The sequence below is a fragment of the Novosphingobium malaysiense genome (assembly GCF_000802225.1).
Lineage (GTDB): Bacteria > Pseudomonadota > Alphaproteobacteria > Sphingomonadales > Sphingomonadaceae > Novosphingobium > Novosphingobium malaysiense.
In genome coordinates this window covers 295,641-321,430 of sequence record NZ_JTDI01000005.1, presented here as the reverse complement: position 1 = coordinate 321,430, position 25,790 = coordinate 295,641, and the positions used below count along the sequence as shown (strand labels likewise).

Below are 25,790 nucleotides of genomic sequence, written 5' to 3'. Positions count from 1 at the left end.
TCGTTCCTTCAACCCCAGTCAACGGCCACAATCCGGCGCCAGGATCAACTTTTTCGACGACTGCGCTAGTACACGAACATCGGCATACCTTCTACATCGCGCAGCCTGGCACGAAAGATTGCTGGATCGTAGAGTCCTGGCACATTGACCCGCCGCGTCCCTTCCAGAAGCATCCCGGCATCGACGCAGCTGTACTTGCCGTCCTGCAAACAAACCATCTTGCCTGTACGCCCCTGTTCGATGAGTTGCACAGCATAGGCGCCATACGCGAAGCCGACCATCCGGTCGATCGCATCGGGTTCTCCCGCACGCATGAGATAGCCGATTTCCTGTACGAGCGAACTTTCCTGTGAACGGCTGGCGATCATCCGGGCAAGGCGAGTACTTACCTTCAGGTTGCGGCGCTCGATGTTGGAAACGCCCATCTCGTCATGCACATCCTCGCCCAAGATGGTGGCCCCCTCGGATATCATGCAAATCGCATATCCGTTCGGGTTGTACTTCTTGTCGTGTAACAGAAGGGACAGAAGCCCCTCGAAGTCGACAGGCACTTCTGCAATCGCGATGCGCTCAACCTGGCTGAGGAAGCCCGAAAGCAATGCCGTCTCGCCCGAGCGGCGCCCGAACAGTTCGACGATACCGATACGCTCGTGACTGGCGCAGGTCGTGCGCAGTGAATTGGTCATTGCGACAGAGCGTGTTACCGCAGTTGAAAATCCGAGGCAGTAGTCCGTCCCGAACACGTCGTTGTCCATTGTCTTGGGAACTGAAATCACCTTCACGCCGAGCTGAGCAAGATACGCCGAAAAGCGAAGCGTACCGTCCCCACCCATGGTCACGAGAGCATCGACACCCAGTCGGTCGAGATTGCGAAGGGCCAGTCCGGTCTGGTCGCCGCTGTCGGTCGTGCGCGGGTCAAGCCGGGAGCTGTGCAGGATCGTGCCGCCCACGTTCTCAATTCCTCGAACGGCATCGCGGTGGAGCATTATCGTATGACGGGCACGGCTCTCTGGATCGTCAGGATCGATCTCCAGTACGCCCTGCCAGCCCCTTTTCAAACCGATGACTTCCCAGCCCCTCTCTCTTGCAGACAGAGTAATCGCGCGGATGCACGGGTTAAGTCCGGGCACGTCACCTCCGCCCGTCAGAATACCAATTCTCACTGTATCAAAGTCTCTTTAAATCCCACTCGGGCCGCGACCATTCGCGGTCGCCGATCCGCCGCATCCGATCAGTTCATGCGAAACGTGGATCGCCCGGAATGTGGACGGAAGCAAAACCCCAGGGGATGCCCATGCTGGTTGACGGTTCGGTTATCAGCGCTTTGCCGGAGCGAGCACGGATTCGCACGCCCGCGCTTTCAAGATGGGCTGCTGCCTTGTCCAAGTCCGCCACCGTCCACGTCAACGCATGGTATGTATCGTGGCTGAAACCGGGTTCTTCGGCCTGCACAGGATAGGAATCCAGATCTCGTTCGGCATCGCTCCCTGGATCCGGCACCGCGTATTCGAACGTCGCGTCGCTCAGGGCGACATAGGTGCTGCTGGTGGCGCGAAGTTCATCGCGCCCTTCGTGGATGATAGTGCCGCCCAGCACGTCGACCATGAACTTCAGCGCTCGCGCCGGCTCTCGCGTCAGGAACGTGTGATGGCTGCAGCGTACAATGCCCAACGGATCGGCCGGGTCCTCGGGCGGGAGAGTCCAGCCCCTGTCCATCCGCTCGTCGATAGCAAGGTGGCTGCCCTTGTTCGGATTGTCCGACCGGCCGAAGCTGGTTGGCACGAACTGATAGGTGACGCCCGTATCCAGCTTCGAGGTGACGTAGTTGATCTGGCCGTTGAGCGTGAATGGTGCCGGATCTCCGCCCTGCACAGGCGGCTTGTCGCGGACCTTGCTGTCCGGGCCAACGCAGCGAATGCCCATGTCCTTTAGCCGGTAAAACAAGTCTGCGATGCGGTCCTGATCGACGTACCAGCCCGTGTGCGAAAGATGTGGTATCCCCTCTTTCGAGAAGAATTCGACGTTCATCAGTTCCTTGATGCGGATCGGACTGATCGTATCGATCAGGACGTCGCGGATCGTGGTGAACATGCCGAACGTGGATTCGATCGTCGGGAACTTGGCCAGCGAGGATGAACTTTCCTGACCAAATACGCGGCGAAAGAACGCCGCTGTTTCAACAAGATCGGGAGCCAGCAGTGTCGGGTGAAACATTTTGTTCACTCCGTAACCGGATGCAGCGTTCTGCCCTTCAGTCATCGCAATCCTCCAGATGTGGGCGAGCCTTCAATCGGGCTCGCTGCCGTGTCTACCGCCATGAAAATCCCGGTCCCGACAACGACCTCAACGATCGTGCCGGGACCGGGACTGGCGGGCTCTTACGCTTCAGCCAGTTCCTTGGGCTGCCTGACTGGCTTGGGCTGGTTGCCACGCACTAGACCACCGGGACGAACGCCGGTGCTTTCGTCATTTTCCCGCACGATCTGGCCCGACTTGATCGTGGCACGATAGCCGGCGACACCCTGGATGAAGCGGCGACCGCCCGAGGGAAGATCGTGCACGACCTTGATCGGCTTAAGCGCGAGGTTGTCGTAATCGATCACGTTTACGTCGGCGAGGTAGCCCGGGGCCACGACGCCGCGATCGAAGAAGCCGAACGCATTTGCCGTACGCTGGGTCTGGATGTGCACAGCCATTTCAAGCGGCATCTTGTCACCCTTGCGGTCGCGGACCCAATGCGTAAGCACGAAAGTCGACATGCCGGCATCGCACATCGCGGTCAGGTGGGCGCCGCCATCAGCAAGGCCCGGAATGATCGACGGATGCATGAGCAGTTCGCGCATCGAGTTGAAGGTGCCGTTCACGTCCCAGTCGAGAGCCAGGTACAGCAGGCCCAGACCGTCGTCCTCGCACATGGCGTCATAGGCAACGGCCAGCGGCGTCTTGCCTTCGCGTTCGGCAACGGCCTTCACGCTCTTTTCCGGGCCGGGTTCGTAATCCGGCGGATTGCCCAGAACGTACATCTGGCCGCCTTCCATCGCGCCGTGCATGGCGTTGACGATGTCGTGATGGGTCGGGCGATCTTCCTCGAGGATTGCCTTACGGATCTCCGGGTCTCGTAGCTTGACGATGCGCTCTTCCAGCGGGAGGCCGGCGATGGCGAGGTAGTTTTCGTGCACCGAGAAGAGGTGACGATCCGCTTCCCAGCCCAGCATGATCGAGGTCGGCTTGCCTGAAGTCTCGGGGATCAGCCAGGCACCTTCGCGGTTGCGCTGGAGAGTGCGTTCCAGCGTGCCGCGCCATGCATCAGGCACGTTCGTGCGGTTGATCAGCAGGAACATGGCCGGGCTCTGGTTATGACGCGAAACGTCGGCCAGCCAATCCAGCTCGGCTTCGGTATCTGCCCACTTGTACTCGCCGTTTTCGTCACGCTCCGGGCGGATCGGCAGGTCGCTGGCAACGAGGAACACGCGGTGCCCCATGCCCTTGATGGTGCCCGCGATTTCGGTCAGTTCCGAATAGGGCGCGAAAGTGCCCGAAGCAGGCTCGCCGTTCTTGGCGCGGTGCATCGGCATGCGGTTGGCGGAAATGCCGATCGCGCCGGCTTCGAGAGCTTCGCGCGCGAGACGGGCCATCTCGGACACTTCTTCCGGCGTTGCATCGCCGTTGTTACGCTCGGCGCCGAGCACGAAAGCGCGCAGCGGACCGTGCGCGAGCATGCATGCGACATCCAGCGCGCGCGGGGTCTTGGCGATCTCGTCGAGATACTCGGGGAACGATTCCCAGTTCCAGGGCATTCCGGCGATCAAATCCTGCGCGGGAATGTCTTCCACGCCTTCCATCTGGTCGATCAGCCAGCCCTTGTCCTCGTTGCGAACCGGCGCGAAGCCGACACCGCAGTTGCCGGTCACGATGGTGGTGACACCGTGCCAGTTCGAAGGCGTAAGGTCGGCGTCCCAGAAAACCTGACCATCGTAATGGGTATGAACGTCAACGAATCCGGGCGTGACGATCATGCCCTTGGCGTCGATGACTTTCTTTGCGGGTGCATCGATGCTGCCGACCGCAGTGATGCGATCGCCGTCGATCGCGACATCGGCGATACGACCGGCAGAGCCGGTACCGTCAAAAACCGTGCCATTCTTGATAAGGATATCGTGCATAGTACTTCACCCAAAAAGTAGTTATTTTTAGTCGTTATTCAGTCACTTGCGTATGCGCCGCAATGCTAGAACAACCGTTTGTCCCGCCTGGACATGCGAAGCCAGGCCATTAGCTCCCGGGCATGTCCGTGCCAGACGCGCTCACCGCGCAGACGGAAAGACATCGATTCGCCAGGAACGAAGGCCAGCGTACCGGAGCCGTGCCGGTCCCGCTCTTGCGTCGCCCCTGACGCGAAGACATCGGCGCGCGCCTGAGAGCGAACATGCGCATGCCGTGGCGATCCAGTCCCGGCGTACGGTTCACTTTCGGGCATCGAGCGATCATTGCTTGGCGGCTCCTGTGTTCAGCTTATCAGTTCTTTTCCATGCCGCGTCGTCAAAGAGGCGAGAACGCGGCGACTTCGTAGACATTCACCAGGCGGTCGGTAATCTGCGGCATGGCCTTCGCATCGGTGGGGCGCGAACCGGCTTCCTGAGCGCGTTCGTTCTTTTGCGCGGCAAGATGATTATCGAGCATCGCGCGTGACTGCCAGCGTTCGGAAACGACGATACGCCCGGCATCGATCGGGTCCGCCGCCACGACATATTCCAGGCAACCCTCACGCTGGCGCGAAACCTCTATCACTCCTGCAAGGAACTCAAGCATGCCGGGACGATCCTGGGGATCGACACGAAATGAGCCCTGAACAATGATCATCTCCAGCCGCGCCTACCCCAGCATCTCAATCACTGCTGCGACGATGCCGCCGCGGTCATAGCCGTATTGCGCCCAGTTCACCTGCGGGCTGCCGAAACCACTGTATATCTGCGGCACGCCGAGACGGCGGAAAGAGCGCGGCATCACGCGCTCGTCCATCAGAGCATCCGCGATGGAAGAAGCCAGGCCGCCAAAGGTAAGGTGGTCCTCTACCACGACGATATGCCCGGTTTCCTCGACGCAGCGAAGCAGAAGTTCCTTATCGAGCGGCTTGATCGAATACATGTCGACGACGCGGGCATTCACGCCGGTTTCCGCCAGAGCCTCGGCTGCCCTGAGCGCCTCGAACACAAGGTCGCCATGCGCCAAGATCGTTGCATCGCTGCCTTCGCGCGCCAAGATGCCCTTACCGATTTCCACGCTGATCGTTTCCGGATCGTACAGGCAGGGATCACCCTTGCCCACGCCGAAACGGATGTAGAGCGGGTGCGGATGATCCATGCTGGCGCGCATCAGGGCGCCGACCATGTTGGGATCGCCCACCGATACCACGTCCATGTTCACCAGCTGCTTCATCAGCGCGATGTCTTCCATCGCGTTGTGCGTGGAGCCGCCGCCGGTGGTAAGACCACCATACCAGGCCACGAACTTGACCGGCAGGTCCTGGTAGCAGACGTCCGAACGCACCTGTTCAAGCGAACGCATCGAGATGAACGGGGCCATGCCCGCCACGAAGGGGATCGCCCCTTCAAGGGCCAGGCCAGCGGCAATGCCCACCGATGTCTGCTCGGCAATGCCGACATCGATGTAGCGGTCCGGGAAGGCCTTGCGGAAAGAGCCGAGATACGTGCTCATGTCGGCACACACCGTCCACACATCCTCGTTTTCGGTGCCGAGATCGACCAGCACCTGGTCCATCACACCGCGACCGGCGGCCTTGTCGCCCAGCTTAACGACGTTTTTCGCGGGGCTGTTCATGACTGCGGTACTCATGCCACCGCTCCTTCAAGCTTGGCAGCAGCGGCATCGATCTCGGCCATGGCGATATCGAAAAACTCCTGATTGAGGTTGTTCGCGTGCCACGCGATCGAACGCTCCATGAAGGAGACGCCCTTGCCCTTGATCGTATGCGCCACGATCATCGTCGGGCGATTGCCATCGGCCGGCGGAAGGTTATCGAGCACATCGCAGATCGCAGCCATGTCGTGCCCGTCGACTTCGATGGTGTTCCAGCGAAATGCCCGCCACTTGTCGGCAAACGGTTCGAGGTTCATCGTGTTGCCGTTGAGGTTGGTCATCAGCTGCTTGTTGAAATCGACGACGCCGACAAGGTTGCCCAGTCCATAGGAACCCGCAGTGTTCGCCGCTTCCCAGATGGACCCTTCGCAAGACTCGCCATCACCGATCAGCGTGAACACCCTGTGCGTCTGCTTGCGCTGGCGCGCCGCGAAAGCCAGCCCGACCGCAATGGGCAGGCCATGGCCGAGCGAGCCAGTAGAACTTTCGAGCGCGGGAAGCTGGGTACGGCACGGATGCATGCCGTAGGCGCTGCCGAACTGGCCATAGGTCGCCAGAATGTCGTCGAATTCATAGAACCCGCGCAGGGCCATGGCGATGTACATGCCAACCGCGCCATGCCCCTTGCTGAGGATGAAACGGTCCCGTTCGGCGGCTCTGATGTCCGCCGGGTCAACATTCATTCCATAATGATAGAGTGCGATGAGCAGTTCGGTCATCGACATGTCGCCCCCAAGATGGACGGGGCCGTCGAACGAAAGTGCCAGGCGCAACAAGTTGCGCCGCATCTCGACGGCCATTCCTTCCAGATGACGGACCTGTTCGCGGTCAGCCATGCATCGCACTCCTAATCATACGGAAACTCAATCTAATTTACGATCAAGCCTGTTCAAGCTTGCTTACGCTTCCACCGGACTTGACCGACAGATCGACACTCGCATTGCCGCGCAGCGCTTCGGAATAGGGGCAAAGCTGGTGGGCGGTTGCCACAAGCTGCGTCGCCAGTTCCGCGTCTGCCTCTGGGATGGTCACCTCAAGATCGACATGCAGGCGATACTTGGGAACCGAATTCTTGGTGAGCGAGACCGACGCAACGACCGAAGGTTCGCCGACCTTGGCCTTGGCACGCATGATCGTACCCTTCAGGGCCGACAGGAAGCACGCGCCGTAACCGGCGCCGAAAAGCTGCTCGGGGTTGGTACCCGGGCCATCATCGCCACCCATGGCCTTGGGCATCGAAACAGCCAGGTCGAGACGACCGTCATCGGTCGACACAGAGCCGGTGCGACCGCCGGAGACAGTCACGTGCGTGGTGTAAATGGACTGGAATTCATCGGCACTCATAAGGTGTCCTCCATCAGGTCGAGAATTATGATTTCGGGATGATCAGGTTGCCGTCCGCATCGCGTTCCATGAAGTTCGCGTAAGGGTCCACACGGCGCTTGGCGGGATCGGCCCAGGACTGATCCGACGAAGGCGCGAAGACCCGGGGATCGAAACACATCTTGCGGAAACGCCAACCGGCGGGCGTGCGGTGGTAGACGTCGTCGTAGCGACCTAGGACCGTGTAGGCGATCCCATTAATGACGGCCTTCGCCTCCTGATAGCAGAAACCTGTTGCAAGATCGCCCGTGACCTCGACGACGTGATGGTGCGGGAACTGCTGGAAGAACTGCGAGCGGTCCTTCAAGTTGGTGAAGTATTCGCGCACATTGCTCCCGCGGCTGACCGGGCCGAAGTCCCATTCACCATCGTTGGTAAAAAGGTCGGCAATGCGTTCTGGCGTCCTTTCGTTCACGTACGTGTGGTAGAGACGCCGGATGTTCCGGATCTCCTCGATGTCCAGAAGGTAACGCACATTGGCCTCGAGTGCGGCTAACCTGCCTTCCTTCTCCCAACCTTCCATAATCGTCATTGTGCATTTCCATCCGATTTTCTGATTCCGGGTACGTCCACTCGCACGGATCTTATCCGTCCCAGTGGCGCATCGGGTTGAACGGGATAAGGTGCCTCGAGCAGAAACAGCGTACGGCCGTCTTCCCCGCCCAGTTCACAAGCAAACCCTCCCAGACCGTCTCCGTCTACCGTGGCGATGACTTCTCCCCCTTCCCGCACGTGCAGGAAGGCAGGCTGGTCGAGCGGGGTAGCGACCCAGATTGCGCCTTGCACATCCAGGCAGATCCCATCCGGCCTGATGGGAAGGTCAGCCCACACCCGCCTGTTTGCAAGCCCCCCGTCTTGATCGATATCGAATGCGGTCAGGCGCCGACCTGCCGTTTCCGCGACGATCAGGGTTCTGCCGTCTTCGGAAATGACCATGCCGTTGGGCATGTGTAGGCCGGTTGCCGCAATATTCACGCGAATATTGTCAAGATCGCGAAAATCAACACATGCAACGGCAGCCATGGGCGAATTGTCGATCCGCTCCCAGGCCGTTGCCCCCTGGCTTGCCGGGAAGCTGCCCACATAGGCCCAGCCGCGCGCATCGACGACCATGTCATTGCACCGATCCACCGCGCAATCGCCGATGGATACCAACACGTCTGCCGAGCCATCCTTGCCTACCACCCTGATCTTGCGATCGAGCATCGAGACTACGATGAGGCGCCCATCGGGCAACCAGCCGAGGCCGGAAGGTTGCTGCGTGACCCTCGCCAGCGTCGTTACGACACCGCAACCGGAAAGAGCCGCAACGCGATGGCCAAACATGTCGGAAAAGATCAGTTCACCATCCCGCCAACGCGGTCCTTCCGGCAGGACCAACCCGTCGGCACAGAGCTTGGCAGGCAATCCATGAACCACGTAGCTGCCCTTCCGGATTACTCGGCCGCCTCCACTACCGGCTCGTAGACGTAACGCTCGATCTTCTCCGGATTGGCCAGCAGGTCGGGCCATACGCGGTCCTTTTGGACTGCGGCCGGGAATGCGGGCATCACTTCCTTGGCGAAACGCTCCATCTGCTCGAGCATGATACCCGAGTGGGTCAGTTCAGGCGGATGCAGGATCAGGGTCTCGAGAGCCGGATACTTCTCTTCGAGGCGCTTAAGCGAGGCGATGATCTCGTCGGCGGTGCCATAAAGGAGGGCCGAGTTGTCCTTGGCACGCTCAGCCAGAGGCTTGTAGCCCATCTTTTTCGCAGTCGCGCGCGCGGTTGACGGATGGCCCAGCGCCATCAGGTCCTCCACAGAGTGCATGAAACGACCCTGGAAAGAGGGATCGGTCGGGAGACCGCCGATGCCGGCCTGGCGCTTGAAGCTTTCTTCCTCGAAAATCTCGACTTCGGCAGTCGCTTTTTCGCGCGATTCGGCCATATGGCAGTAGAGATAAGCGGCCATGTTCTCGCCCACGCCCAGATCTTTTCCGAATTTGCGCGCAGCTTCCTGATACATCAGGCAGATCGGATCGATCTCGTCACCATCGATCTTGATGAGCGGATGAATACCCTTGATTCCGTAGCGCGCCTGCAATTCCACGCCCTGGGCATTTCCTGTCGAGATGGGCTGCCAGATTTCCTTGTTGTACAGAGGTTTGGGGACCAGCGTGATCTGGTCCATCAGCTTGCCGCGGTAATAGGAATCGCGAGGCGGAATATTGTAGTTTTCGCTGTAGTGCGAGAAGTGCTCTTCATTGAAGGCCTTCATCAGAAGTTCCAGGTTATCCGCCATCAGCGCACGGTTGGCGCGCTGGTCGGACATCGGTGCACCGAGACATTCGGCCTCGCGCGTCTGCGTGCCACGACCCACGCCGAAGATAACACGACCGCGCGTGAGGATGTCGGCCATCGCATAATCTTCGGCCAGGCGCAGCGGGTGCCACTGTGGAAGGATGTTGACGGCCGTGCCGAAGCGCAAGTTCTTCGTAATACCGGCGAGGTGAATGCCCAGAAGCTGAAGGTTTGGAAAAACCTCGATCCCCTCAGGCTGGAAGTGGTGTTCCGTTGCGAAGAGCGCATCGTAACCGAGCGGGTCCATCGTACGCGCCATCTTCTCGAAGGAACCGTACGCGGTAGCCAGGAATTCTTTGGTGTGATGGCGCGCATCGATTGGCGTGCCTTCAAACCCAACGTCTTCCAGATCGACCCAGCCGACGAAGTTCCAAGAAATGCTCTTTAGCAATGCCCTCTCCTTTGGCGAAACTTCCAAGTTCGTTGCTCGAGCGGTGGGCCAACGCTCGAGAGCGAACAACCAAAAACAACATTGCGATCTTGGATATTTCATTGATGTTTTTCCGAGCGCTCGGCATATCATCCCTGAGATACAGGAGCCTCCTGCCGCGGTTTCGATTTGAGATGTGCGGCAGCGACTCTAAGCCGGCGAGACAGGCAACACCTGCCCGCGAATTGGGAGAGCACGGATGCGCCACAGGATTCACGCCCCGCGATGGGACGCAAGGCCTTGTGACAAGCTTGCAGGCCATATGAATGTATTCAGCTCGAACGCGACGCGATGACGTATGCGCCTTGGCTGGTGATCAATGCCGATTGCGAGCGCAGCGGCTGACCGAACATAAAATATAGAATGGAGAGCGATGCGCGAATTCCTCCCTCCCAATCCTGCCCTTCAAAAACTGCGCGCACAGGAACAGTGCACAGGCACGTTCATATTTTCAAGCGACCCGTCCATAACGGAAATCATCGGACTAAGCGGTTTCGATGTGGGCATCATCGATCTTGAGCACGCTACGACGAGCTTGGCCATGCTGCCCGGTCAGGCACGGGCAGCCCATGCCGGCGGAATGTCCTGGTGGATTCGGGTCGGCACGATCTCCCCGGAACCGATCGCCCGCTCATTGGACGCTGGGGCGCAGGGCATCATCCTTCCCCACTTCGGCCTCGACATGGAAGCGTCGATGCTGGGCTTGCGCGCTCTGAGCTATGCGCCCGACGGGATCCGTCCGTCTTGCACCGGCACGCGCGCATCCGGTTATGGCCAGGATTTCGGGTCCTACGCCAGGCGCAGCAACGACGAGGTGTTTGGTATCGGCCTGATCGAGGATGCCGAAGTTGTCGACCGCATCGAAGAGGTTTTCGACACGACTGGAATCGGCATCGTCTTGCCGGGCGGCGCCGGCGACCTCGCGACATCGCTCGGCGTCCACGGGCAAGGCAACCATCCCAGGGTGCTGGCCGCTATCGAGCGCGTTCATCGCGCAGCGAAAGCGAGGCCGCACATGCGGATCGGAGCGTATGTCTCCGATTTGTCCTCGCTTCCCGCCCTGAGGGAGTTGGGCTTCGACTTCTATATCTATTCGATCGACTACAAGGTCCTCGCCGCCGCATATCACAGCGTGTACAAAGCCATAACGGAGCGCTGAAATGACCAAACGAGATGTAAAGTCGGCGATCCGCGTTCTGGAAATTTTCGAGTTGTTTTCCGAACACCGCAAACCGCTTCGCCAGAAAGATATCATCGACGAGCTGGACTACCCGCAGTCAAGCGCCACGATCCTGCTCAAGAGCCTTACCTCACGCGGGTACCTGAGATACGATCTAAACAATCGGCAATATTTTCCGACACTTCGCTTGAGCCAGATTTCAAGCTGGATCAGCTCCGTCGTCGACGATGATCTGACCCACCTTCTGCGTGAATTGCAGCACCAGACCAACGAAACTGCCTTCATCGCGTTGCAGAACGACATCAACGTCCAGTACGTGAAGATTATAAATTCCAACCAGGAAATCCGTTTCAACGTGCGTACCGGCAGCATGCGCCTGCTGACGGAGGCCAGTGCGGGCTGGATGCTTTTAAGCCGCCTGCCGCCTGAAGAAGTGAACCGCATTCTTTGGCGCATCAACCAGACCCGATCCCAGGACGACTTGATCGACATCAGGGAATTTTCCCGGAAAATCGACGCCCTCCGAAATCAGGATCACTGCTATGTCCCAAACCTTCCCATGCTCGGCGGTGGCAGCCTGTCGATGATGATTGCTCGCCACTATCGTGATATCGACATGGTTGTGGGCGTAGGTGCTCCCACTGTTCGCCTTGAGCAGAATTTCGACAAGATTCGCCAGGCGCTTCGGGAACTTGTGATGCGCTATGACGGCAACGGCCCCACATTGACTTGATCATACCGTCAGTACCGGCGTACGCATGCGAGGTAATCGCAGATGCGATACGAGGAGCACTGTATTTTGCTCATCTCAAGTCTGCCGACGAAGCAAATTCGTCAATCGCCTTGACCGCAAAGATGAGTAGAAACGATTTTTACTGTGGCGCGATCGCAATTGACACAAATGGTACGTGGATGGCCTTTCGTCCGAAGCGTGTCAGTCTGGACGATACATCAACGTAGCTGTTGAAGTGTCGAAGGGGCCGGTGATCCGATCGCTAGCGATGAATCCCGTATATTTTGCATCGCCTGGCGTAACGGCGTGAAAATAGGCCCAGCGCGGCGCGTTGCCCTTGTTCTCCGTGGCACGATGCAACGTGAAGTTGCCATGAACCGTGGCGTCGCCCGGCATCAGGTGGGGAATTTCGGAAATCGTGCAGCGCTTCTGGTTAGACCAGGTTCCGGGAGAAACATCTGCTCCGAAATAGGCGCCGCCGCCAATTGGCCCCAGCCGATGCGACCCGTTCATGAACTGTAGCGGCCCCTGTTCGGGCTTCACTTCGTCCAAGGCGATCCAGAAATTCAACCCCATCCGATCGATCGGCCCGACAGCATCCTGATGGAAGGGCGTCGGCTTGTTCAATGGCGAATCTCCTGCCAGCTTTACAGCGATAGTGTTGGTGGCAAGGTATATCTCGCTGTCGCGCCCCAGCAGCTTCGCGGCATTGCGCCCCAGCGCGGAATGCCGCGTCAGATAGGCGAAACCGGGATCATCAAGATGAGGCTTCGAATAGGCGTTCCAGGCGTTGGAATGATCGATGCCCTCACGCGCGGTATGTGACGTTGCATCGACCCCCATCAAGCGCTTCGCAGCGGCAAGCAATTCAGCCGCGAACTCGGGATCGAGCAGCCCGCGCAGCATCGCCCAACCGTGTTCGAAGAAATGTCCGATCTCGGCATCGGTGACATCACGCATGCAATCTGCAGGGCGCACCTTCTCATCAGACATGTGTGGCTGATCGTTCATTGCCATGCCTCTCCAAGCCCTTACTGCTTTGCTTTGTTCGGTTTGCGCTTGGGGAGCCTTCCGCCCCCCCGCCTGCGCTCACACTTCTTAGTGACGAGTACAAAAGACCCGCGATTCGCAAACGCGGAATTCGTCTTCACCGACCATTATCCTGTAAGCGTTGTCCGACTGCCTCGCATGTCATATTCGCGATATTGCAGAAGATCTGATGGGTTTTCTTGACGTAGTGCGCAACTCAATCGCATTCGAGTTGCCGAACGGCGAAAGGCCGGCACGCACTTCCGGAAAAAGCCGGACAGAAAAGTCAGGTTACCGTCAGGGTCGACGAAACCGCGCTTGAACGCCTGCAGCGAGGGGATTGCGACGATGTCCACACAGGAAATGTCCAAAGATGAGTTCACGGCCGAAGATGGCCGGGACGTACCGCGCTACCAAGCCCTCAGCCGGAGCGAGATCGAAAAGATTGCTGAAAATCCAATCGAAGTACGCGATGTCACGGAGGACGAACGCAGCTTCTATTACGAACATGGCTGGGTGAAATTGCCCGAGCTCATTTCTCCAGAACAGGCGGCGGAGTTCGCACGTCTGGCAGAGGAAATTGAAGCTTCAGAGCCCCCGCTAGCCTTACCCGCGCATCAGGACGCCGGCTTCCGCGCCTGGTCCCAAGTTTCGATGAGGCATGAAGAGTTCGCTCGCCTTTGCTACGCCCCCAATCTGGGTAAGGTTGCGGCAAAGCTCATGTCGAACCCATACTTCGGGAAGCGTCAGGCGCTGCGTTCATCGGACACGCTCCAGCGCAAGGCACCGGAAAAAACCGGCGGCGCCCCCACCGACTGGCATCAGGACGTGACCTACTTCCCGCTCGACCGCGACGGCATGCTCGTCGTCTGGATCGCGCTCGTCGACATGACGCCGGACATGGGCACCATGCGCTTCGTCGACAAGAGCCACCACATGGGGCGGTTCGGCCTGTCGCCATCATTCCTCGACAACAACTTGCTGGACGTCTTCCCGGGGATCGCGGAAAACAGCACCATCTCCCCGCCACTGACCATGCGCGCAGGCGATGCCACTGTCCACGATGCTGGTACGATCCATTCCGCCCCCTCAAACACCACCGACCGTAAACGCTGGGTCTATGCCTGCGGCTATATCCCCGCAGATGCCCGCTACACCGGCGGGAAGCACCCGGCCTACGACAGGTTGAATCTTCCGGTCGGCGAACCGCTCAACCACCCAACCATGCCGCTTGTCGGCACGTTCTGAGCCAGACGCCGGTCGCACAAGTGAGGCGAGCCACCCTTTTTACCTCGGGGTTGGCTCGCCTTATCATTTGCGAAGATAATGTTCGTCAGGCCCCGCCGAGGGGAGACGCGACGCCCGGCTCAGGATACGATAGCCAGCCAGATTGCAGCGCCTGAAATCCCACGCCCGGCCTGGTGAAATCGCATACTCCGGTGGGAAAAACGACCTTCAGACGCGCTACCTGTTTCGCGTCGAGCTTGGGATAGTCAGCCGCGACGAGCGGCTTGAGCTGACACTTGAGGACATCGTCGGTCAATGGCGCGCCAGCAATCATGCGCGGATCGGATGCGTAAGGCATTACTTGTCCGCAACGACCGCCGTTGGCCGCGTCCGCCACTTCCTCGATCCGTTCGCCGTCGCTGGAATAGCAGACATCGACCATGCCGGAGGGACGGTTGGCCACGACCTTTGCGTGGGCATCAGGATACGAGCGCTTGTCTGACGCAATCGCACTGAGCCACGCATCCATAGTGTGAAGCGTCTCATCCTCCATGTGATGCCATTCCGGCGACATGTACTCATAGTTGGGATAGCGCACGATCACATGGTTGTCGGCATTGCCGTTGGCCCGGACCATGCGGGCGCGCATCACAACTGAACGCGCCGCATCGTGCAGGTTTGCCTTGTCTCCTGAATCGGCGCGGTAGTCATAGACCGGGATCGAGCCCAGGTTGCTGGCGTCGTTGATCCGGCCGAACCGATACAGGTTCTCCAGTGCCTGCCTATCCGCCTCAGTCCGGCCCGGCTGGTAGTTGCCGTCAGTATCGAACCCGCCGGCCAGTTCATTCAGTTGCACGAACTGCTCAGGCGAAATGGTCCCCGCTTGCATGGCCTTGAGCCCGTACATGACGCCCACGTTGTCAAAGGCGCGCAGGGCATATCCGGTTGCCGGATCGATGCCGATCTGGTTGCGTATCGACGAATAGATGTCGCAGCGCGCGCCCTTGGGCTTGCGACCACGGTCGTAGGTCAGCGACCGCGAAACAATGAACGAGCAATTGTTAGTGTCGGCAAGGAAATCGCCGGTTACACGAAACACCTTGTTCCGGCTTTGCATCGCCTGCGCCCACATCGGCGCATAGACTGCCCTCCACTGCCGGCAGGTTTCCGAGGTATTGTATCCCAGCGCCGCGGTTTTCTGCTCGGCCGTCCACTCGCTCTTCGAAGCCACCATGGCCTTGTCCAGCAAGGCGCAATCCAGCGTGGGGGGGACCATGCTGTGAAGATCAGGAAAGGAATTTTCAGGCGTGATGCCATCGAGAATTCCCGGGTAGTTGTTGGCGATCAGGTGCTGTTGCATCGAGCCACCCGAAAGACCCCAGCCCATCGTGTAGATCGGGGCACCCCAGGTCTCGATGAAACGCTCCTTCACCATCGATGCTGTCTCTGCCTGAACGACATCATTGGCCCGGATCGCGTTGACGTTGAGCGTCGATCCAAGCACCGCGAAACCGCGTGAAAGCATGTTGCGTTCAAGGATACCGCTTTCCAGGCCAAGGAAGCTGCCCTGCCGATAGCCCGAAGAAGCGCCTCCGCCGAACACGAAGACGATCTTTCGGTTCCAGCCTTTTTCCGCCTTCCACGGATCAGGGCCGGTTTCGCTAGTCGGATCAAACAGCACTGCCGTCTGATAGATCGCGCGGTTGATCGTGCCGGTTTCCACGCGCACGACGAAGGGAACTGTCCTTCCATCGCTTGTGGTGGTGCTGCTCACGTCTACGGGAAGTTGCTCAGTCGATTCCAGCGGTTTGAACTTCGTCTCACCGTTCGGAAGGTAGACAAAAGTCAGCTTGGTCGGCGCATTGCACTCAACGTCCTCGGGATAGCCCAGGGTCGTTCCGTCCGGCAGCTTGAAGCTGTTCGTCTCGCACACAAACGGGGCCTGATGCGGGCCGGAGATGATCGGCCCGTTGCGATCATGGTTGGAAAGCACGACAGTACCAAGCGAACGCCCTTTTGCCTTGGCGCTCACGATGGTTTCGCCCAGCGGCAGATCAGCCACCAGTCCCACGAGCCGGCCATTGGCAGGCTTGAAAGCGGCGGTGATGTCCTTGCCGCCCGCCAGTACCCGCACGTCTTGCTGGCGAATGCCTGAAGGCAGTCGTAGAGCCACTAGGGCGGATCCGTCGCTGACCATGTCGGGGCGGCTCGAAACCACTTCGAAAACCGGGCTTTGCGGGTTTGCCTTGGCGGTATCCTGCGCATGGCCCGGATGAGCGGCGGCAAGCGCCAATATCGCGGTCGTGAAAGCCAGTGTTGATTTCATGGCGTCCTCTCAATGTTCAGATTGTTTGATGTTGCGCGGGGGAGCGGTTCGTCTCGGTCGTGCCGCCCGCCTGCCTCACGCGCCGATTGATGGGGGGCGCGTGAAGGGATGGCTGTCCATGAAGGCCTGGGCAGCCCCGAGCAGTACGGGTTCGCTGTCCGGTGGCCCGATCAGTTGCAGGCCTACTGGAAGCCCGCGGACGAACCCGGCCGGTATCGACATCGCCGTCAGGCCAAGCATGTTGACTTGGATGCAATGGCTCCACGGGAAGTAGCCTTCGGTCCAGCGATCCCAGGTGATGGGCACAGTGCGAACTGTCGGACACATGATGATATCGAATGTTTCAAACAGCTTGCGCATGCGTCCCAGCAGTTCGGCGCGATGCTCCAGCGCCTGCACGAACTGGGTGTCCACCTTGAGAAGAGACGTGACACCGTCGCTGCCGGCAGACTGGTTGCAACGCGCTGTTTCCCGCCGCGATGCAGCCATTATAATGCCAGTATAGAGGTCTGCCAGTCCGTGGAGGTTGATCGAGGGCTCTTCCACGACGGCCCCCATGTCCGAGAATTCCAGTGCAGCCTTCCTCAACACGTCCAGTGTCGCAGGCGTATCGGCATCGTCGTGGTTCGATGGCATGCCCAGATCACTCGACCAAGCCATGCGCAAGCCCTGCACCCCTTTTTCCAGCCTTGCAGAATAATCCGGCACCGGTGTAGGCCAAGCGGCGAGGTTGCGGGGATCGTTGCGGGCAATGACCTGCAGCATGGTGGCCATGTCGCGCACATCGCGAGAGATCACGCCCGCGCTGCCCATGCCGCACAAGGCGAAGAAGTTGGCCGCATAGACATAGGACGGCGAACGCTGGGGCGTGGGATGGATGCCCACGAGCCCGCAGAACGCCGCAGGCATGCGGCACGACCCGCCGCCATCGGTGCCCAGCGCCAATGGCGCCACGCCGGTTGCCAGTGCAACCGCACCCCCGGCCGTCGATCCGCCCGGCATGCGGTCTGCAGCCCAGGGATTGATCGAAGGTTGCTCCACCACGCCCGGCTCGCGCCGTCCGGGCACGTTCGTCTTGCCCAGAAAGACCGATCCTGCGCTGCGCATGAACTCGACGGCGGGGTGATCGACAGGGGCGACATAATCGGCCATCGATGCCTCGCCATAGCTGCACAGCTCGCCCGAAACCTCGAGGTTATCCTTGATCGTGATCGGGATGCCATCGAGCGCGCCGCGACATTCGCCAGCAGCTATGCGCGCATCCGCTTCGGCGGCCTGTCGCAGCGCCAGTTCGGGCGTAGTCGCGAAAAAGGCATGATGGCGGCTTTCGATCCGATCCATGCGGGACAGGAAGAAGCAGGCCAGCTCGGTCGAACTCAGCTCACGACGATCCAGCATCTCGCGCAGACGCCATGCCGGAAGCCAGGCCAGGAGCTGGTCGGAACTGTCATTCTTGGCCAAACCCGCCGCATGCGCATCGGCGCCGAGGCTCGTCCCGGCGTAAAGCGCCCCCAGTCCCGCGACCGTTCCACGGATCATTGCCCGGCGCCCGATCGAACCTGCAAACGCGCCGTCCGCCATCCGATCGTCCATTGTGCTTTCTCCCTGGCCACTTTCTGATCCTCTCCGCAAATTCCGCCGCAGGGCATGTCAGCCCAGCTTGGCGGCGAGCCAATCCACCATGACTTGCGCAACCTGATCGCTGTTGGTGTTCTGCATCATCATGTGCCCGTTGCCGTGGATGCCCAGTTCGGTCAGCACCTTGACTTCGGCATCGCCGCCTGCAGCATTGATGGCCGAGGCCGTCTTGCGATCGGCCTCGGCGTTGCTCATGTGGCTGGTTCCGCCTACCACGCGCTGCTCGGCCCACAAGGTCATGATCGGCGCCCCCGTGTAGTGCTCGAAGCCTTCGGTGGGCGGGACCGCCGGTTCCACCGCCATCACGCCAGCAACAAGATCGGGCCGCTCGTGCAATGGGCCGAAAACCTCGCTGCCGCCCTGAGAATGGCCGATCAGAACGGCCGGGCCGATGCGTTCGAGCAGGGCAATCAACGCGTCGTAGATGATCGGCCCGCCATCGGTAATGGCCTTGGCGCCTTCCAGGGAGATTGTGAAGTCGGGCACCGTTTCCTTGATCCCGGTCAGGATCGTCTCACGCGTGGTCAACTCGCCAAAGCCCCATGACGCCGCGTCCAGAACTTCCTTGGCGGCCGGGCTGTGGATGGAGGGAATCAGGCTGGCGTCGTTGCTTTCCAGTGCCCGATTGATCTGGGTGGGATCGAAACCCGAACGACCGCGCCACGGCTTGTCCACCCAATAGGTATCGAACCCCTGCCGGGCGAAATAGTGCACCCAGCCTTCGCGGCCATCCGGCGTTTCCTCGAAGGACTTGCCCGTGCAGCCCCCACCATGGACGAAGACCACCGGATATTTGTGGCGCTTGTGCGCAGGTATCATGCACTGGACATACATCTGGTTTGCCCAGATCGTCGCTTCATAGTTCGCGTCGGTTCCGTCACCCAGGGTATGGCGCAGGAGGGCCGGCTTCAGCTGGCCACCCACCATGAAACTACCTACGCGTGAAAGCACGAGCGGCAGTTTCGATCCGCTTGCCGGGCCTTCCACATGCCCTGCCATCGCTGCAGGTGCAACGCCAAGCGAGGCTGTGGAAGCAAGCGCCACCGACCCGGCAAGCACAGCGCGCCGATCGATGTGCAACCCCGCTTTACGCCCCTGCTGTTCGCCCCGATCATCCATTGCCTTGCTCCATTTTGATTACCCTGACGCCAGACACCGTGTCGCACGTCGTCATTCCTGCACTCCCGCGAGACGCCCTGCTTCGCCTACCGCGAGCATCGAGCGATCACCGGCAAGGCAGGACCAGTTCTTCGCCTCGTTGATGTCGCCCGTGCCGCGATAGCGCGCCATCGCCGGGTACATGCACAAGGGCATGGTGCGCGTGGCCTGCTTGCCGACGATGGCCTCAGGGTCATCGACATCGTAAAGGGTGGCGAGCATGGTTTCCGGCGCCTGCCCACGCTCTACCCAATCCTCCATTGCCGTCAGGGAATCGAAGTTCTTGGGTCCCGGGCCATCGCCACGTCCTTCCGAGACACCGGGCAGGCCGAACAGGCGCACGTTCTTCTGCAGAGCATCGTACCCGCCAAAGCGCGACGCGGCCTTGCGGTAGTAATTGACCATCCCGTATGGCGACAGCATGCGGTCTGCGAGGCCGAGCCAGATCAGTAGCTTGCCGTCACGCCTGATGAACTTTGCCAGCCGTTCGGGCGGATCGACCCGGGCCGACTTCGTCCGTTCTGCCGCAAGAGCCGCCATCTTCGCCGGGACGACGGCATGGTAGCTATCGACTTGCCCCTTTGTGCCATCCTCGAAGCGGAACAGGCTGCGGTGGGTGTATCCGGGCACGTCGGCGAAAGCCATGTAGCGCAGCACCGGTTCGCCAAGCGACCACAACCCGTGCATCGGCCCGCCCGGGGGGTAAGGCTCGGCGGCCGCGATATCCTTGGGCCACGGCTTGAGCTTGAAGGTTTCGTGGGGAAGATAGAACTCGCCGATCGAAACGCCCGGATGCACGATCGCGCCGTTCTCGTCAGTAACGGCGGACATGGCGACGCTCAACGTGCGTATCTGTTCCGCGGTAAAGCAGCGCGTTACGGCCTGCGTTCCGTCGCAGCGGGGCAAGTCGCGATCGGCACGGAAATCGCACGCCGCCGGATTCTGGATAATGTCGTCGACAAGGCCGTCTTTGCCGTCGCATCTGGCCTTCACCACGCCATTGACGCGCGCCAGCAGATAATCGGGGACATAGGCCCCCTGCGATCTGATCTGACCAAGGCCCATGCCGATCAGGTACATGCCCAGGCCAGCCGGATCGAGCACGGGATCGCCTGCGATAATGCCGTCGAATTCTTGCGGATAGCGGGTAGCGGCGATGAGCACATCGCGCCCGCCACCGCCTGCCCCATTGAAATAGGCACGCTCGATTTCGCGCCGCCGGCCGGTGGCCAGCTCGTATATATTCACCGTGGCTTGCTTGCCCGCCACCGCCAGTTTCTTAGCCGCACGCCAGGCCCAGTCCTCAATCGCATCCTGGTTGGGCTTGCCCTCTGGCGTCACCGCCCAGAAACTGTTCGAGGAATCGTGTCCGCCGTCTGTGCCGAACGTGGCATAGCCGCGCACCAGCGGATCAAGAGGATAGCCTTCCATCGCATGGGGATTGGAATAATCCTCGATTGTGCGCACATGGCCGCAGTTGCCACCGCAACCGAACTGGAGGTACTTGCCATTCCATGCTTGTGGCAGGGTAGCAATGTAGTGCGCCGTTTTCCCCGTCTTGACATTGGTGACGAAAGTGCCGGTGAATTCACAATAGGCCGGGATCTTGCCCGCAGCCGGCACATAGCGGGCGCCGCCGGGAATAGCAGCAGCCACTATCACGCCAGAAGTTAGACGCTGGAGAATATTCGGGATCTCGCCAACCGTCATTGTGGGCGAGACACGGGCGACGGCCTTGCCCAGCACCTGAGGCGTGCAGACCGCCTGGAGGTCGGCGATCCTTGTCTTTTGGTCCGGAGTGCTCCGCGCGCCAGCAGCATGTGCACTGCCGGCGGACCAGAGCGCACAAGTCGCCGTGGCGAGCACTGCAATCCGGCGCAGGACTTGCACCACGTTCGTCGATCTTGCTGCCATTCTCCTCGCCTCTCCCTGCGATGTGGATGGTTTGTGCAATCGCACCGTTCCGTTTCAGAGCGTCACGCGACGCCTCGTGCCAGCTTGCCGCCTGCCGATTGGTCATCGGCTTGCTTGCGCCTTTGCGCGATCACGTAATGCCGCAAGGGCACGGCCATAAGCACAGTCAAAGCACCAACGATCGCGTAGACCACGAATAAGAGGTGGTAAGAGCCTGTCCGATCGTAAACTTCGCCCGAAAAGCGCATACTGACCGCGTTGATCAGCGCCATCAACGGCGCGAACATTCCGCGCGCCGTCCCGAACGATGCCGAAGTAAACAGGTCGACCAGCAGAATCTGGAACAGCGGCAGAATGACGCCATAGACTGTTCCCAGGATGATCGCGCTGATCACAAAGGTGATGTAACTGTCATCGAAGATGAACAGAACGAACAGGATCGTACAGGCAATACAGGTCACAATCGTCAGCAGCGGCCGGTCCACCCTGTCACCGAAATAGGCCAGCGCCAGCTTGGCAAGGAGCCCGGCCACAGACGCGATGGAAATCAGGCCCGCCGCTTCCAGCGCGGACATGCCTTTTTCGATGCCCAGCGGCACGAATGTGATCATGAAAGACGCCGTCAGAGCCATAACTGTCGCCCCGACCGCCGAGGCAAGCCAGAACGGAGGTGAACGCATTAGGCCGCCGACAGTCATTTTTGCCATGCCCCTCCCACCACCGCTTCCCGCGGTAGCGGCTAACTCCGGTCCGGGCTCAACGTCATCAGGCCCCGGACTCTCACGAATGATGGCTGTGCTAACGACAAAAACCGCGATTACCACAATGCCGACCGAGACAAGGGTCATACGCCAGCCCACAGCTTCAATCAGGATTGCCACCAGCGGCGGCATGGCGACGCCGCCTGCAGAGAGCCCCATGGCCGCAAGCGTCATCGCGCGGGCGCGATATTTCTTGAACCAGCGCGCGACGATATTGGGCAAGGTAATCGAAACCGTACCGTCCGCGCCGATCGGGAACAGAATGGCCAGCGCCAGCGCGCTGATCCAGATCGATGGCGAAAGGCCGATAACGATCATCGCCAGGCCGAAGCTGATGCCGGATATCAGCAGGATCGGCCGGTTTGGAAATTTGTCCAGCAGACGCCCGATGAAAGGTGCCGCTACGGCATTGCCGACGCTGGCAATGACGAAGGCGGTATTGACGTTCGCGCGGGACAAACCCAGGTCTTCGGTAACCGGCAGAACGAACAGGCCGAACGAGCTTGTGGTCGCCCCCATCACGATCATTGTCGAGATGATCGTTACGGCAACGACGACCCAGCCGTGATAAATTCTCATGCATCTCGTCCTTTTTGCCTGACAGCGACCATAGCGCGCGAAACATGTTGCAGAACTTGCAAAAAATGGGGGGCACCGCAGACACCCCCCACATTGGCTTCGCTCAGAAGGTGGCCGTAACGCCCATCGAATAGGCACGTCCGATGGGATCGTAGAGACGGAAAGACGTCAGCCCCTGCACATCGCCCAGGAAGTTGGGCTTCCTGTCGAAGACATTGGTAATTCCGCCTCGCACCGTGAAAGTATCGTTGATCTGGTAGCTCGCGTGCACATCGAATACATCGTACGAAGCGGTGTCCGGGAGTGGCGATGACGGCGATGTCACTTGCGTGAGATCCTGCATACCAGAAACATGGCGCCAGATCATGAAAGCATCGAATCCGTTGATATTGTAACCTACATTGGTGGTTGCCTTGAAGCGGGGGTGGTGATCTCCAAAGATCCCCAGGAAGTTGTCCGCCGAAAGCCCGGCGTAGTCCACGAAAGGCAGCCCTGCAGACCGCTGGAACGCGAATTCCAGAAGGAAGTTCATGTAGGTTCCCACCCGTAGTTTACCCGGTCCAAGGTCTACCTTCCAGTCGATCTGGACGTCGATGCCCTTGGTCTTGAGCGCGCCGATGTTCTGCGGAACGACGATGACATTGGACAGCAGTCCCGAAGAATCACGACTTATCTGCTGGCAGTTGATGTCGTTGGGATCGTAGCCGGGGTTCGACTTGCCATCGACGTTGTAGCATGACGTCACCACGTCCGATGCCGTGGGACGCGAGATTAACCCCTTGATCTTGATGCTGTAGAAATCAATCGTCGCATTGAAGTTGCGAACCCAGTTGGGACCGAAGTCGGGCTGGAAGACCAAGCCCAGGGTGACCGTGTCCGCCTTTTCAGGCTGGACAGTTCCATTACCCTGCGTGGTGTAAGGCAGGTAGTTCGGCAAGGCAACCGAGCCATCGTAGTATGACGACGGAACACCCGTTGCGATACACAGCTGGCGCAGGGCATTACCGCCTGCGGCATTGGCGTTCGTGTCGATGCTGCACGGATCACCACCGACCGGCGGCGTGGGCAGGAACTGGCTCTGCGTGTATGAAGGCGGAAGGAACAGTTCCGAAAAACTGCCTGCGCGAACGGCCCTTTCATATCCGCCGCGCAGCATGACCGAATCTACGGGACGATAGTCCGCCTCGACGCGATAGGTCTCCACGCCACCGGCCGTGCTGTAGTCGGAATAGCGCCCGCCGAGGTTGATGTTGAGCGAGCGGGCGAAAGGCACGTCCTGCAACACCGGGATCAGGAGTTCGCCTGCGATCTCCTTGACTGTCACTGTCCGGTAAGGAACCGCCTGGCCTCCGATGGGAACCTGAATGATGCCGTTCGCCACCTCGTCGGAGGGCGTATAGGACATACCGTTCTTGCGCCAGGTCCCGGTCAGGGCAAAACGCATGGGGCTGGCGCCGAGACCGATAGGAAACAGCTTTCCGCCGACCGTTGCCTCGACCACGTCCTGACGGCTCTTGGTCATATCTTCTGCATCGGTGGTCAGATAGTCCGCGCATTCCTGCGAGACATGCTGATACGAGAACATGTTAAGGCCGCCTTCGCAAATCGACGCGCCCCCGTCAGGCGCGTTGATCAGCGCGAGACGCCGCTTGGTGTTGATATAGCCGAAATACTGGTTCGCAAAGTCGATCGACGTATGCGAATAGTAAATATCCCAGTTGATATCAGCAAAATCGAATGTGCCCCGCAGGCCGCCCACCGCCTGCCAGGTCTGTGTTTCAGACCCCCAGTCGGTGGGAAGATCGATGAATGAGTTGAACAGTGTGAAATTGGCATCAGGGTTCGAGCGCGATGCCAGCAGAGTCTGCAGATCTGTCGGAATAAAAGGGTTCGTAACGGGAACTGAGGCGATCAGCGCCGTAGTATTGACAGCCTGACCGCGGATTTCTTTCGCCTTGGTGTAGATGCCCTGCGCATAAACGGTGACATTGTCCGTCAGTTCATAGTCCGCCTTGACGAACGCGCTGTACTTGTCCGTCTTGCTGAGTGCGAACTGGTTGGACGGGAAGCCCGCCACCACAGCTCCGTTCACGATGGAGTAGTAGCCATCGAGACCAGTCGTATCGAGATTGGTTCCCCCGACGCCCGCAAAGAGCGTACCGTCGGGGTTGATGCCGATGTTTGTCGTCGCGGGCACCGTGCCCGGGGCGAAACCGTAGCTGCCGAAGACCTGATCGATAGCCGACTGGGAAAACGGCGATCCGCCGATCACGTTGGCCGAGCCGTACAGCGGTGTCGTAGGCCGGTTCAGGTAAGGACGGGCCGGGAACTGCGCCACCTCGCCGCGCCGCGTATAAGAGCCTGCAAGCATGATGTGACCACGCTTGTCCGGACCAAAATCACCACCATAAAGTAACGAGAGGTCGACGTTCTCACCATCGCCGACTTCCGCAATGCCGTAATCGAAGCTGACCTCGACTCCGTTGAAATCATCGCGAGTCTTGATGTTGACCACGCCAGCCACGGCATCCGCCCCGTAGACCGCAGAGGCGCCGCCTGAAATCACTTCGATATTGCTGATCACCGCATTGGGAATGAAACTGATATCAGTGATACCGGGGGTAAACCCGACGATCGTCGAAGGCGGAAGGCGACGCCCATCGAGCAGCGGCAACGAGCGGATCTCGCCCAGACCGCGCAGGTTGATTGCCTTGGGCCCCGGGAATGCCGCGATGCTCGCACCGTTACCCACGCCGTTGAACTGCGGCAGCAGAGCCAGCGCTTCATCGACGTTGGTCTTGCCCGATCCCTGGAGGATATCTTCACCCACGGTAACAAGGGGGCTGGCAGTCACATAATCGCGCCGCTTGATGCGCGATCCGGTTACGATAATGGCTTCATTCGATGCATCGGAATTGTTTGACTGCTTGCCATCGGCTTTTGCAGGAACATCTTGCGCCGATGCGGGTGAACCAAGCACCAGTTCCATTGCAATCCCCGCGAAAAGCGCGCACTTAACCTGCCGCAAAAGCGTGCCTTTTGCCATTGCCCCTCTCCCAATAATGTTTACCCGCCCCACTTCTTCTTGGTGAGGCGTGGGATTTAAGTGCTGCAATCCGCGCAAGGCATGCAAGGGAGATTTCGGCTTCGGTTTTCTTATTTCCCACCAAATTTCATGAACACGGAAATATCATCAGTGGGATAAACAAGGACT

The 25,790-nt window shown here is 59.7% G+C and carries 20 protein-coding genes; 3 read left to right on the top strand and 17 right to left on the bottom strand.

What is annotated here, in order from left to right:
* Positions 1 to 65 precede the first annotated feature (65 nt).
* From LK12_RS17190 to LK12_RS23935, 10 genes are all read right to left on the bottom strand, one after another.
* Entirely contained in the window at positions 66 to 1,163 is a 1,098-nt protein-coding gene (locus LK12_RS17190) for a 6-phosphofructokinase (protein WP_039286573.1), read from the bottom strand.
* Between the two features lie 73 nt (positions 1,164 to 1,236).
* A complete protein-coding gene (locus LK12_RS17185) occupies positions 1,237 to 2,214 on the bottom strand; it encodes a VOC family protein (protein WP_156135532.1) in 978 nt (325 codons plus the stop codon).
* Positions 2,215 to 2,378: 164 nt separating this feature from the next.
* Positions 2,379 to 4,163, bottom strand: coding sequence for an N-acyl-D-amino-acid deacylase family protein (locus LK12_RS17180; RefSeq protein ID WP_039286571.1), 1,785 nt, complete (start codon positions 4,161 to 4,163; stop codon positions 2,379 to 2,381).
* 376 nt (positions 4,164 to 4,539) lie between these two features.
* On the bottom strand, positions 4,540 to 4,860 hold the full coding sequence (locus LK12_RS23940) for a putative quinol monooxygenase (RefSeq protein WP_052223532.1): 321 nt from the start codon (positions 4,858 to 4,860) through the stop codon (positions 4,540 to 4,542).
* A gap of 12 nt (positions 4,861 to 4,872) precedes the next feature.
* Positions 4,873 to 5,853 carry a transketolase family protein gene (locus LK12_RS17170; RefSeq protein WP_052223531.1) on the bottom strand — a complete coding sequence of 327 codons (981 nt, stop codon included), beginning with the start codon at positions 5,851 to 5,853 and terminating at the stop codon, positions 4,873 to 4,875.
* Positions 5,850 to 6,713: a transketolase gene (locus LK12_RS17165; protein ID WP_039286569.1), complete on the bottom strand. Its 864-nt coding sequence runs from the start codon at positions 6,711 to 6,713 to the stop codon at positions 5,850 to 5,852. The genes LK12_RS17170 and LK12_RS17165 overlap by 4 nt, the downstream gene beginning before the upstream one ends.
* Positions 6,714 to 6,756: 43 nt before the next feature.
* Positions 6,757 to 7,221 carry an organic hydroperoxide resistance protein gene (locus tag LK12_RS17160; protein WP_039286567.1) on the bottom strand — a complete coding sequence of 155 codons (465 nt, stop codon included), beginning with the start codon at positions 7,219 to 7,221 and terminating at the stop codon, positions 6,757 to 6,759.
* A gap of 25 nt (positions 7,222 to 7,246) precedes the next feature.
* Positions 7,247 to 7,792, bottom strand: a complete 546-nt coding sequence (locus LK12_RS17155) for a nuclear transport factor 2 family protein (protein ID WP_039286566.1) — start codon at positions 7,790 to 7,792, stop codon at positions 7,247 to 7,249.
* Positions 7,789 to 8,772 carry an SMP-30/gluconolactonase/LRE family protein gene (locus LK12_RS17150; protein ID WP_082010594.1) on the bottom strand — a complete coding sequence of 328 codons (984 nt, stop codon included), beginning with the start codon at positions 8,770 to 8,772 and terminating at the stop codon, positions 7,789 to 7,791. Before LK12_RS17150 ends, LK12_RS17155 begins: the two co-directional genes overlap by 4 nt.
* A complete protein-coding gene (locus LK12_RS23935) occupies positions 8,697 to 10,061 on the bottom strand; it encodes an LLM class flavin-dependent oxidoreductase (protein WP_197063572.1) in 1,365 nt (454 codons plus the stop codon). The genes LK12_RS17150 and LK12_RS23935 overlap by 76 nt, the downstream gene beginning before the upstream one ends.
* Before the next feature lie 343 nt (positions 10,062 to 10,404).
* On the opposite strand from LK12_RS23935, the gene LK12_RS17140 reads away from it, so the two are divergent.
* Together LK12_RS17140 and LK12_RS17135 are read left to right on the top strand one after the other, a co-directional pair.
* Positions 10,405 to 11,190, top strand: a complete 786-nt coding sequence (locus tag LK12_RS17140; RefSeq protein ID WP_052223529.1) for an HpcH/HpaI aldolase family protein — start codon at positions 10,405 to 10,407, stop codon at positions 11,188 to 11,190.
* A 1-nt stretch (position 11,191) separates the two neighbouring features.
* Positions 11,192 to 11,944: an IclR family transcriptional regulator gene (locus LK12_RS17135; protein ID WP_039286563.1), complete on the top strand. Its 753-nt coding sequence runs from the start codon at positions 11,192 to 11,194 to the stop codon at positions 11,942 to 11,944.
* Positions 11,945 to 12,145: 201 nt separating this feature from the next.
* Here LK12_RS17135 and LK12_RS17130 read toward each other — a convergent pair whose 3' ends face one another.
* Complete coding sequence (locus LK12_RS17130) at positions 12,146 to 12,955, bottom strand: phytanoyl-CoA dioxygenase family protein (RefSeq protein ID WP_039286561.1); 810 nt, start codon at positions 12,953 to 12,955, stop codon at positions 12,146 to 12,148.
* A 381-nt stretch (positions 12,956 to 13,336) separates the two neighbouring features.
* Here LK12_RS17130 and LK12_RS23930 point away from each other — a divergent pair, with 381 nt between their 5' ends.
* The gene (locus LK12_RS23930; RefSeq protein WP_197063571.1) at positions 13,337 to 14,221 is read left to right on the top strand and encodes a phytanoyl-CoA dioxygenase family protein; all 885 of its coding nucleotides are present in this window, start codon (positions 13,337 to 13,339) and stop codon (positions 14,219 to 14,221) included.
* Between the two features lie 85 nt (positions 14,222 to 14,306).
* On the opposite strand, the gene LK12_RS17120 is transcribed toward LK12_RS23930, so the two are convergent.
* The 6 genes from LK12_RS17120 to LK12_RS17095 all read right to left on the bottom strand — a co-directional run bounded on the left by LK12_RS17120 (position 14,307) and on the right by LK12_RS17095 (position 25,700).
* Positions 14,307 to 16,526 (bottom strand): DUF6351 family protein, encoded by a 2,220-nt coding sequence (locus tag LK12_RS17120; RefSeq protein WP_052223527.1) that lies wholly within the window; start codon positions 16,524 to 16,526, stop codon positions 14,307 to 14,309.
* A 75-nt stretch (positions 16,527 to 16,601) separates the two neighbouring features.
* Positions 16,602 to 18,119 carry an amidase gene (locus LK12_RS17115; RefSeq protein WP_039286559.1) on the bottom strand — a complete coding sequence of 506 codons (1,518 nt, stop codon included), beginning with the start codon at positions 18,117 to 18,119 and terminating at the stop codon, positions 16,602 to 16,604.
* Positions 18,120 to 18,176: 57 nt separating this feature from the next.
* Complete coding sequence (locus LK12_RS17110; protein WP_039286557.1) at positions 18,177 to 19,283, bottom strand: alpha/beta hydrolase family protein; 1,107 nt, start codon at positions 19,281 to 19,283, stop codon at positions 18,177 to 18,179.
* Between the two features lie 51 nt (positions 19,284 to 19,334).
* Positions 19,335 to 21,236: a tannase/feruloyl esterase family alpha/beta hydrolase gene (locus LK12_RS17105; protein WP_039286555.1), complete on the bottom strand. Its 1,902-nt coding sequence runs from the start codon at positions 21,234 to 21,236 to the stop codon at positions 19,335 to 19,337.
* Positions 21,237 to 21,298: 62 nt separating this feature from the next.
* On the bottom strand, positions 21,299 to 22,576 hold the full coding sequence (locus LK12_RS17100; protein ID WP_039286553.1) for an MFS transporter: 1,278 nt from the start codon (positions 22,574 to 22,576) through the stop codon (positions 21,299 to 21,301).
* A gap of 103 nt (positions 22,577 to 22,679) precedes the next feature.
* Positions 22,680 to 25,700: a TonB-dependent receptor domain-containing protein gene (locus LK12_RS17095; protein ID WP_156135530.1), complete on the bottom strand. Its 3,021-nt coding sequence runs from the start codon at positions 25,698 to 25,700 to the stop codon at positions 22,680 to 22,682.
* Positions 25,701 to 25,790 lie beyond the last annotated feature (90 nt).

Coding starts and splice junctions, on each gene's coding strand:
- LK12_RS17120 (WP_052223527.1), bottom strand. CDS start 16,526: ATGAAATCAACACTGGCTTTCACGACCGCGATATTGGCGCTTGCCGCC.
- LK12_RS17100 (WP_039286553.1), bottom strand. CDS start 22,576: ATGAGAATTTATCACGGCTGGGTCGTCGTTGCCGTAACGATCATCTCG.
- LK12_RS17160 (WP_039286567.1), bottom strand. CDS start 7,221: ATGAGTGCCGATGAATTCCAGTCCATTTACACCACGCACGTGACTGTC.
- LK12_RS23940 (WP_052223532.1), bottom strand. CDS start 4,860: ATGATCATTGTTCAGGGCTCATTTCGTGTCGATCCCCAGGATCGTCCC.
- LK12_RS17130 (WP_039286561.1), bottom strand. CDS start 12,955: ATGAACGATCAGCCACACATGTCTGATGAGAAGGTGCGCCCTGCAGAT.
- LK12_RS17170 (WP_052223531.1), bottom strand. CDS start 5,853: ATGAGTACCGCAGTCATGAACAGCCCCGCGAAAAACGTCGTTAAGCTG.
- LK12_RS17155 (WP_039286566.1), bottom strand. CDS start 7,792: ATGACGATTATGGAAGGTTGGGAGAAGGAAGGCAGGTTAGCCGCACTC.
- LK12_RS17150 (WP_082010594.1), bottom strand. CDS start 8,772: ATGGCCCGACCTGCTGGCCAATCCGGAGAAGATCGAGCGTTACGTCTA.
- LK12_RS23930 (WP_197063571.1), top strand. CDS start 13,337: ATGTCCAAAGATGAGTTCACGGCCGAAGATGGCCGGGACGTACCGCGC.
- LK12_RS17110 (WP_039286557.1), bottom strand. CDS start 19,283: ATGGATGATCGGGGCGAACAGCAGGGGCGTAAAGCGGGGTTGCACATC.
- LK12_RS17185 (WP_156135532.1), bottom strand. CDS start 2,214: ATGTTTCACCCGACACTGCTGGCTCCCGATCTTGTTGAAACAGCGGCG.
- LK12_RS17165 (WP_039286569.1), bottom strand. CDS start 6,713: ATGGCTGACCGCGAACAGGTCCGTCATCTGGAAGGAATGGCCGTCGAG.
- LK12_RS17140 (WP_052223529.1), top strand. CDS start 10,405: ATGCGCGAATTCCTCCCTCCCAATCCTGCCCTTCAAAAACTGCGCGCA.
- LK12_RS17105 (WP_039286555.1), bottom strand. CDS start 21,236: ATGGCAGCAAGATCGACGAACGTGGTGCAAGTCCTGCGCCGGATTGCA.
- LK12_RS17180 (WP_039286571.1), bottom strand. CDS start 4,163: ATGCACGATATCCTTATCAAGAATGGCACGGTTTTTGACGGTACCGGC.
- LK12_RS17115 (WP_039286559.1), bottom strand. CDS start 18,119: ATGGACGATCGGATGGCGGACGGCGCGTTTGCAGGTTCGATCGGGCGC.
- LK12_RS17135 (WP_039286563.1), top strand. CDS start 11,192: ATGACCAAACGAGATGTAAAGTCGGCGATCCGCGTTCTGGAAATTTTC.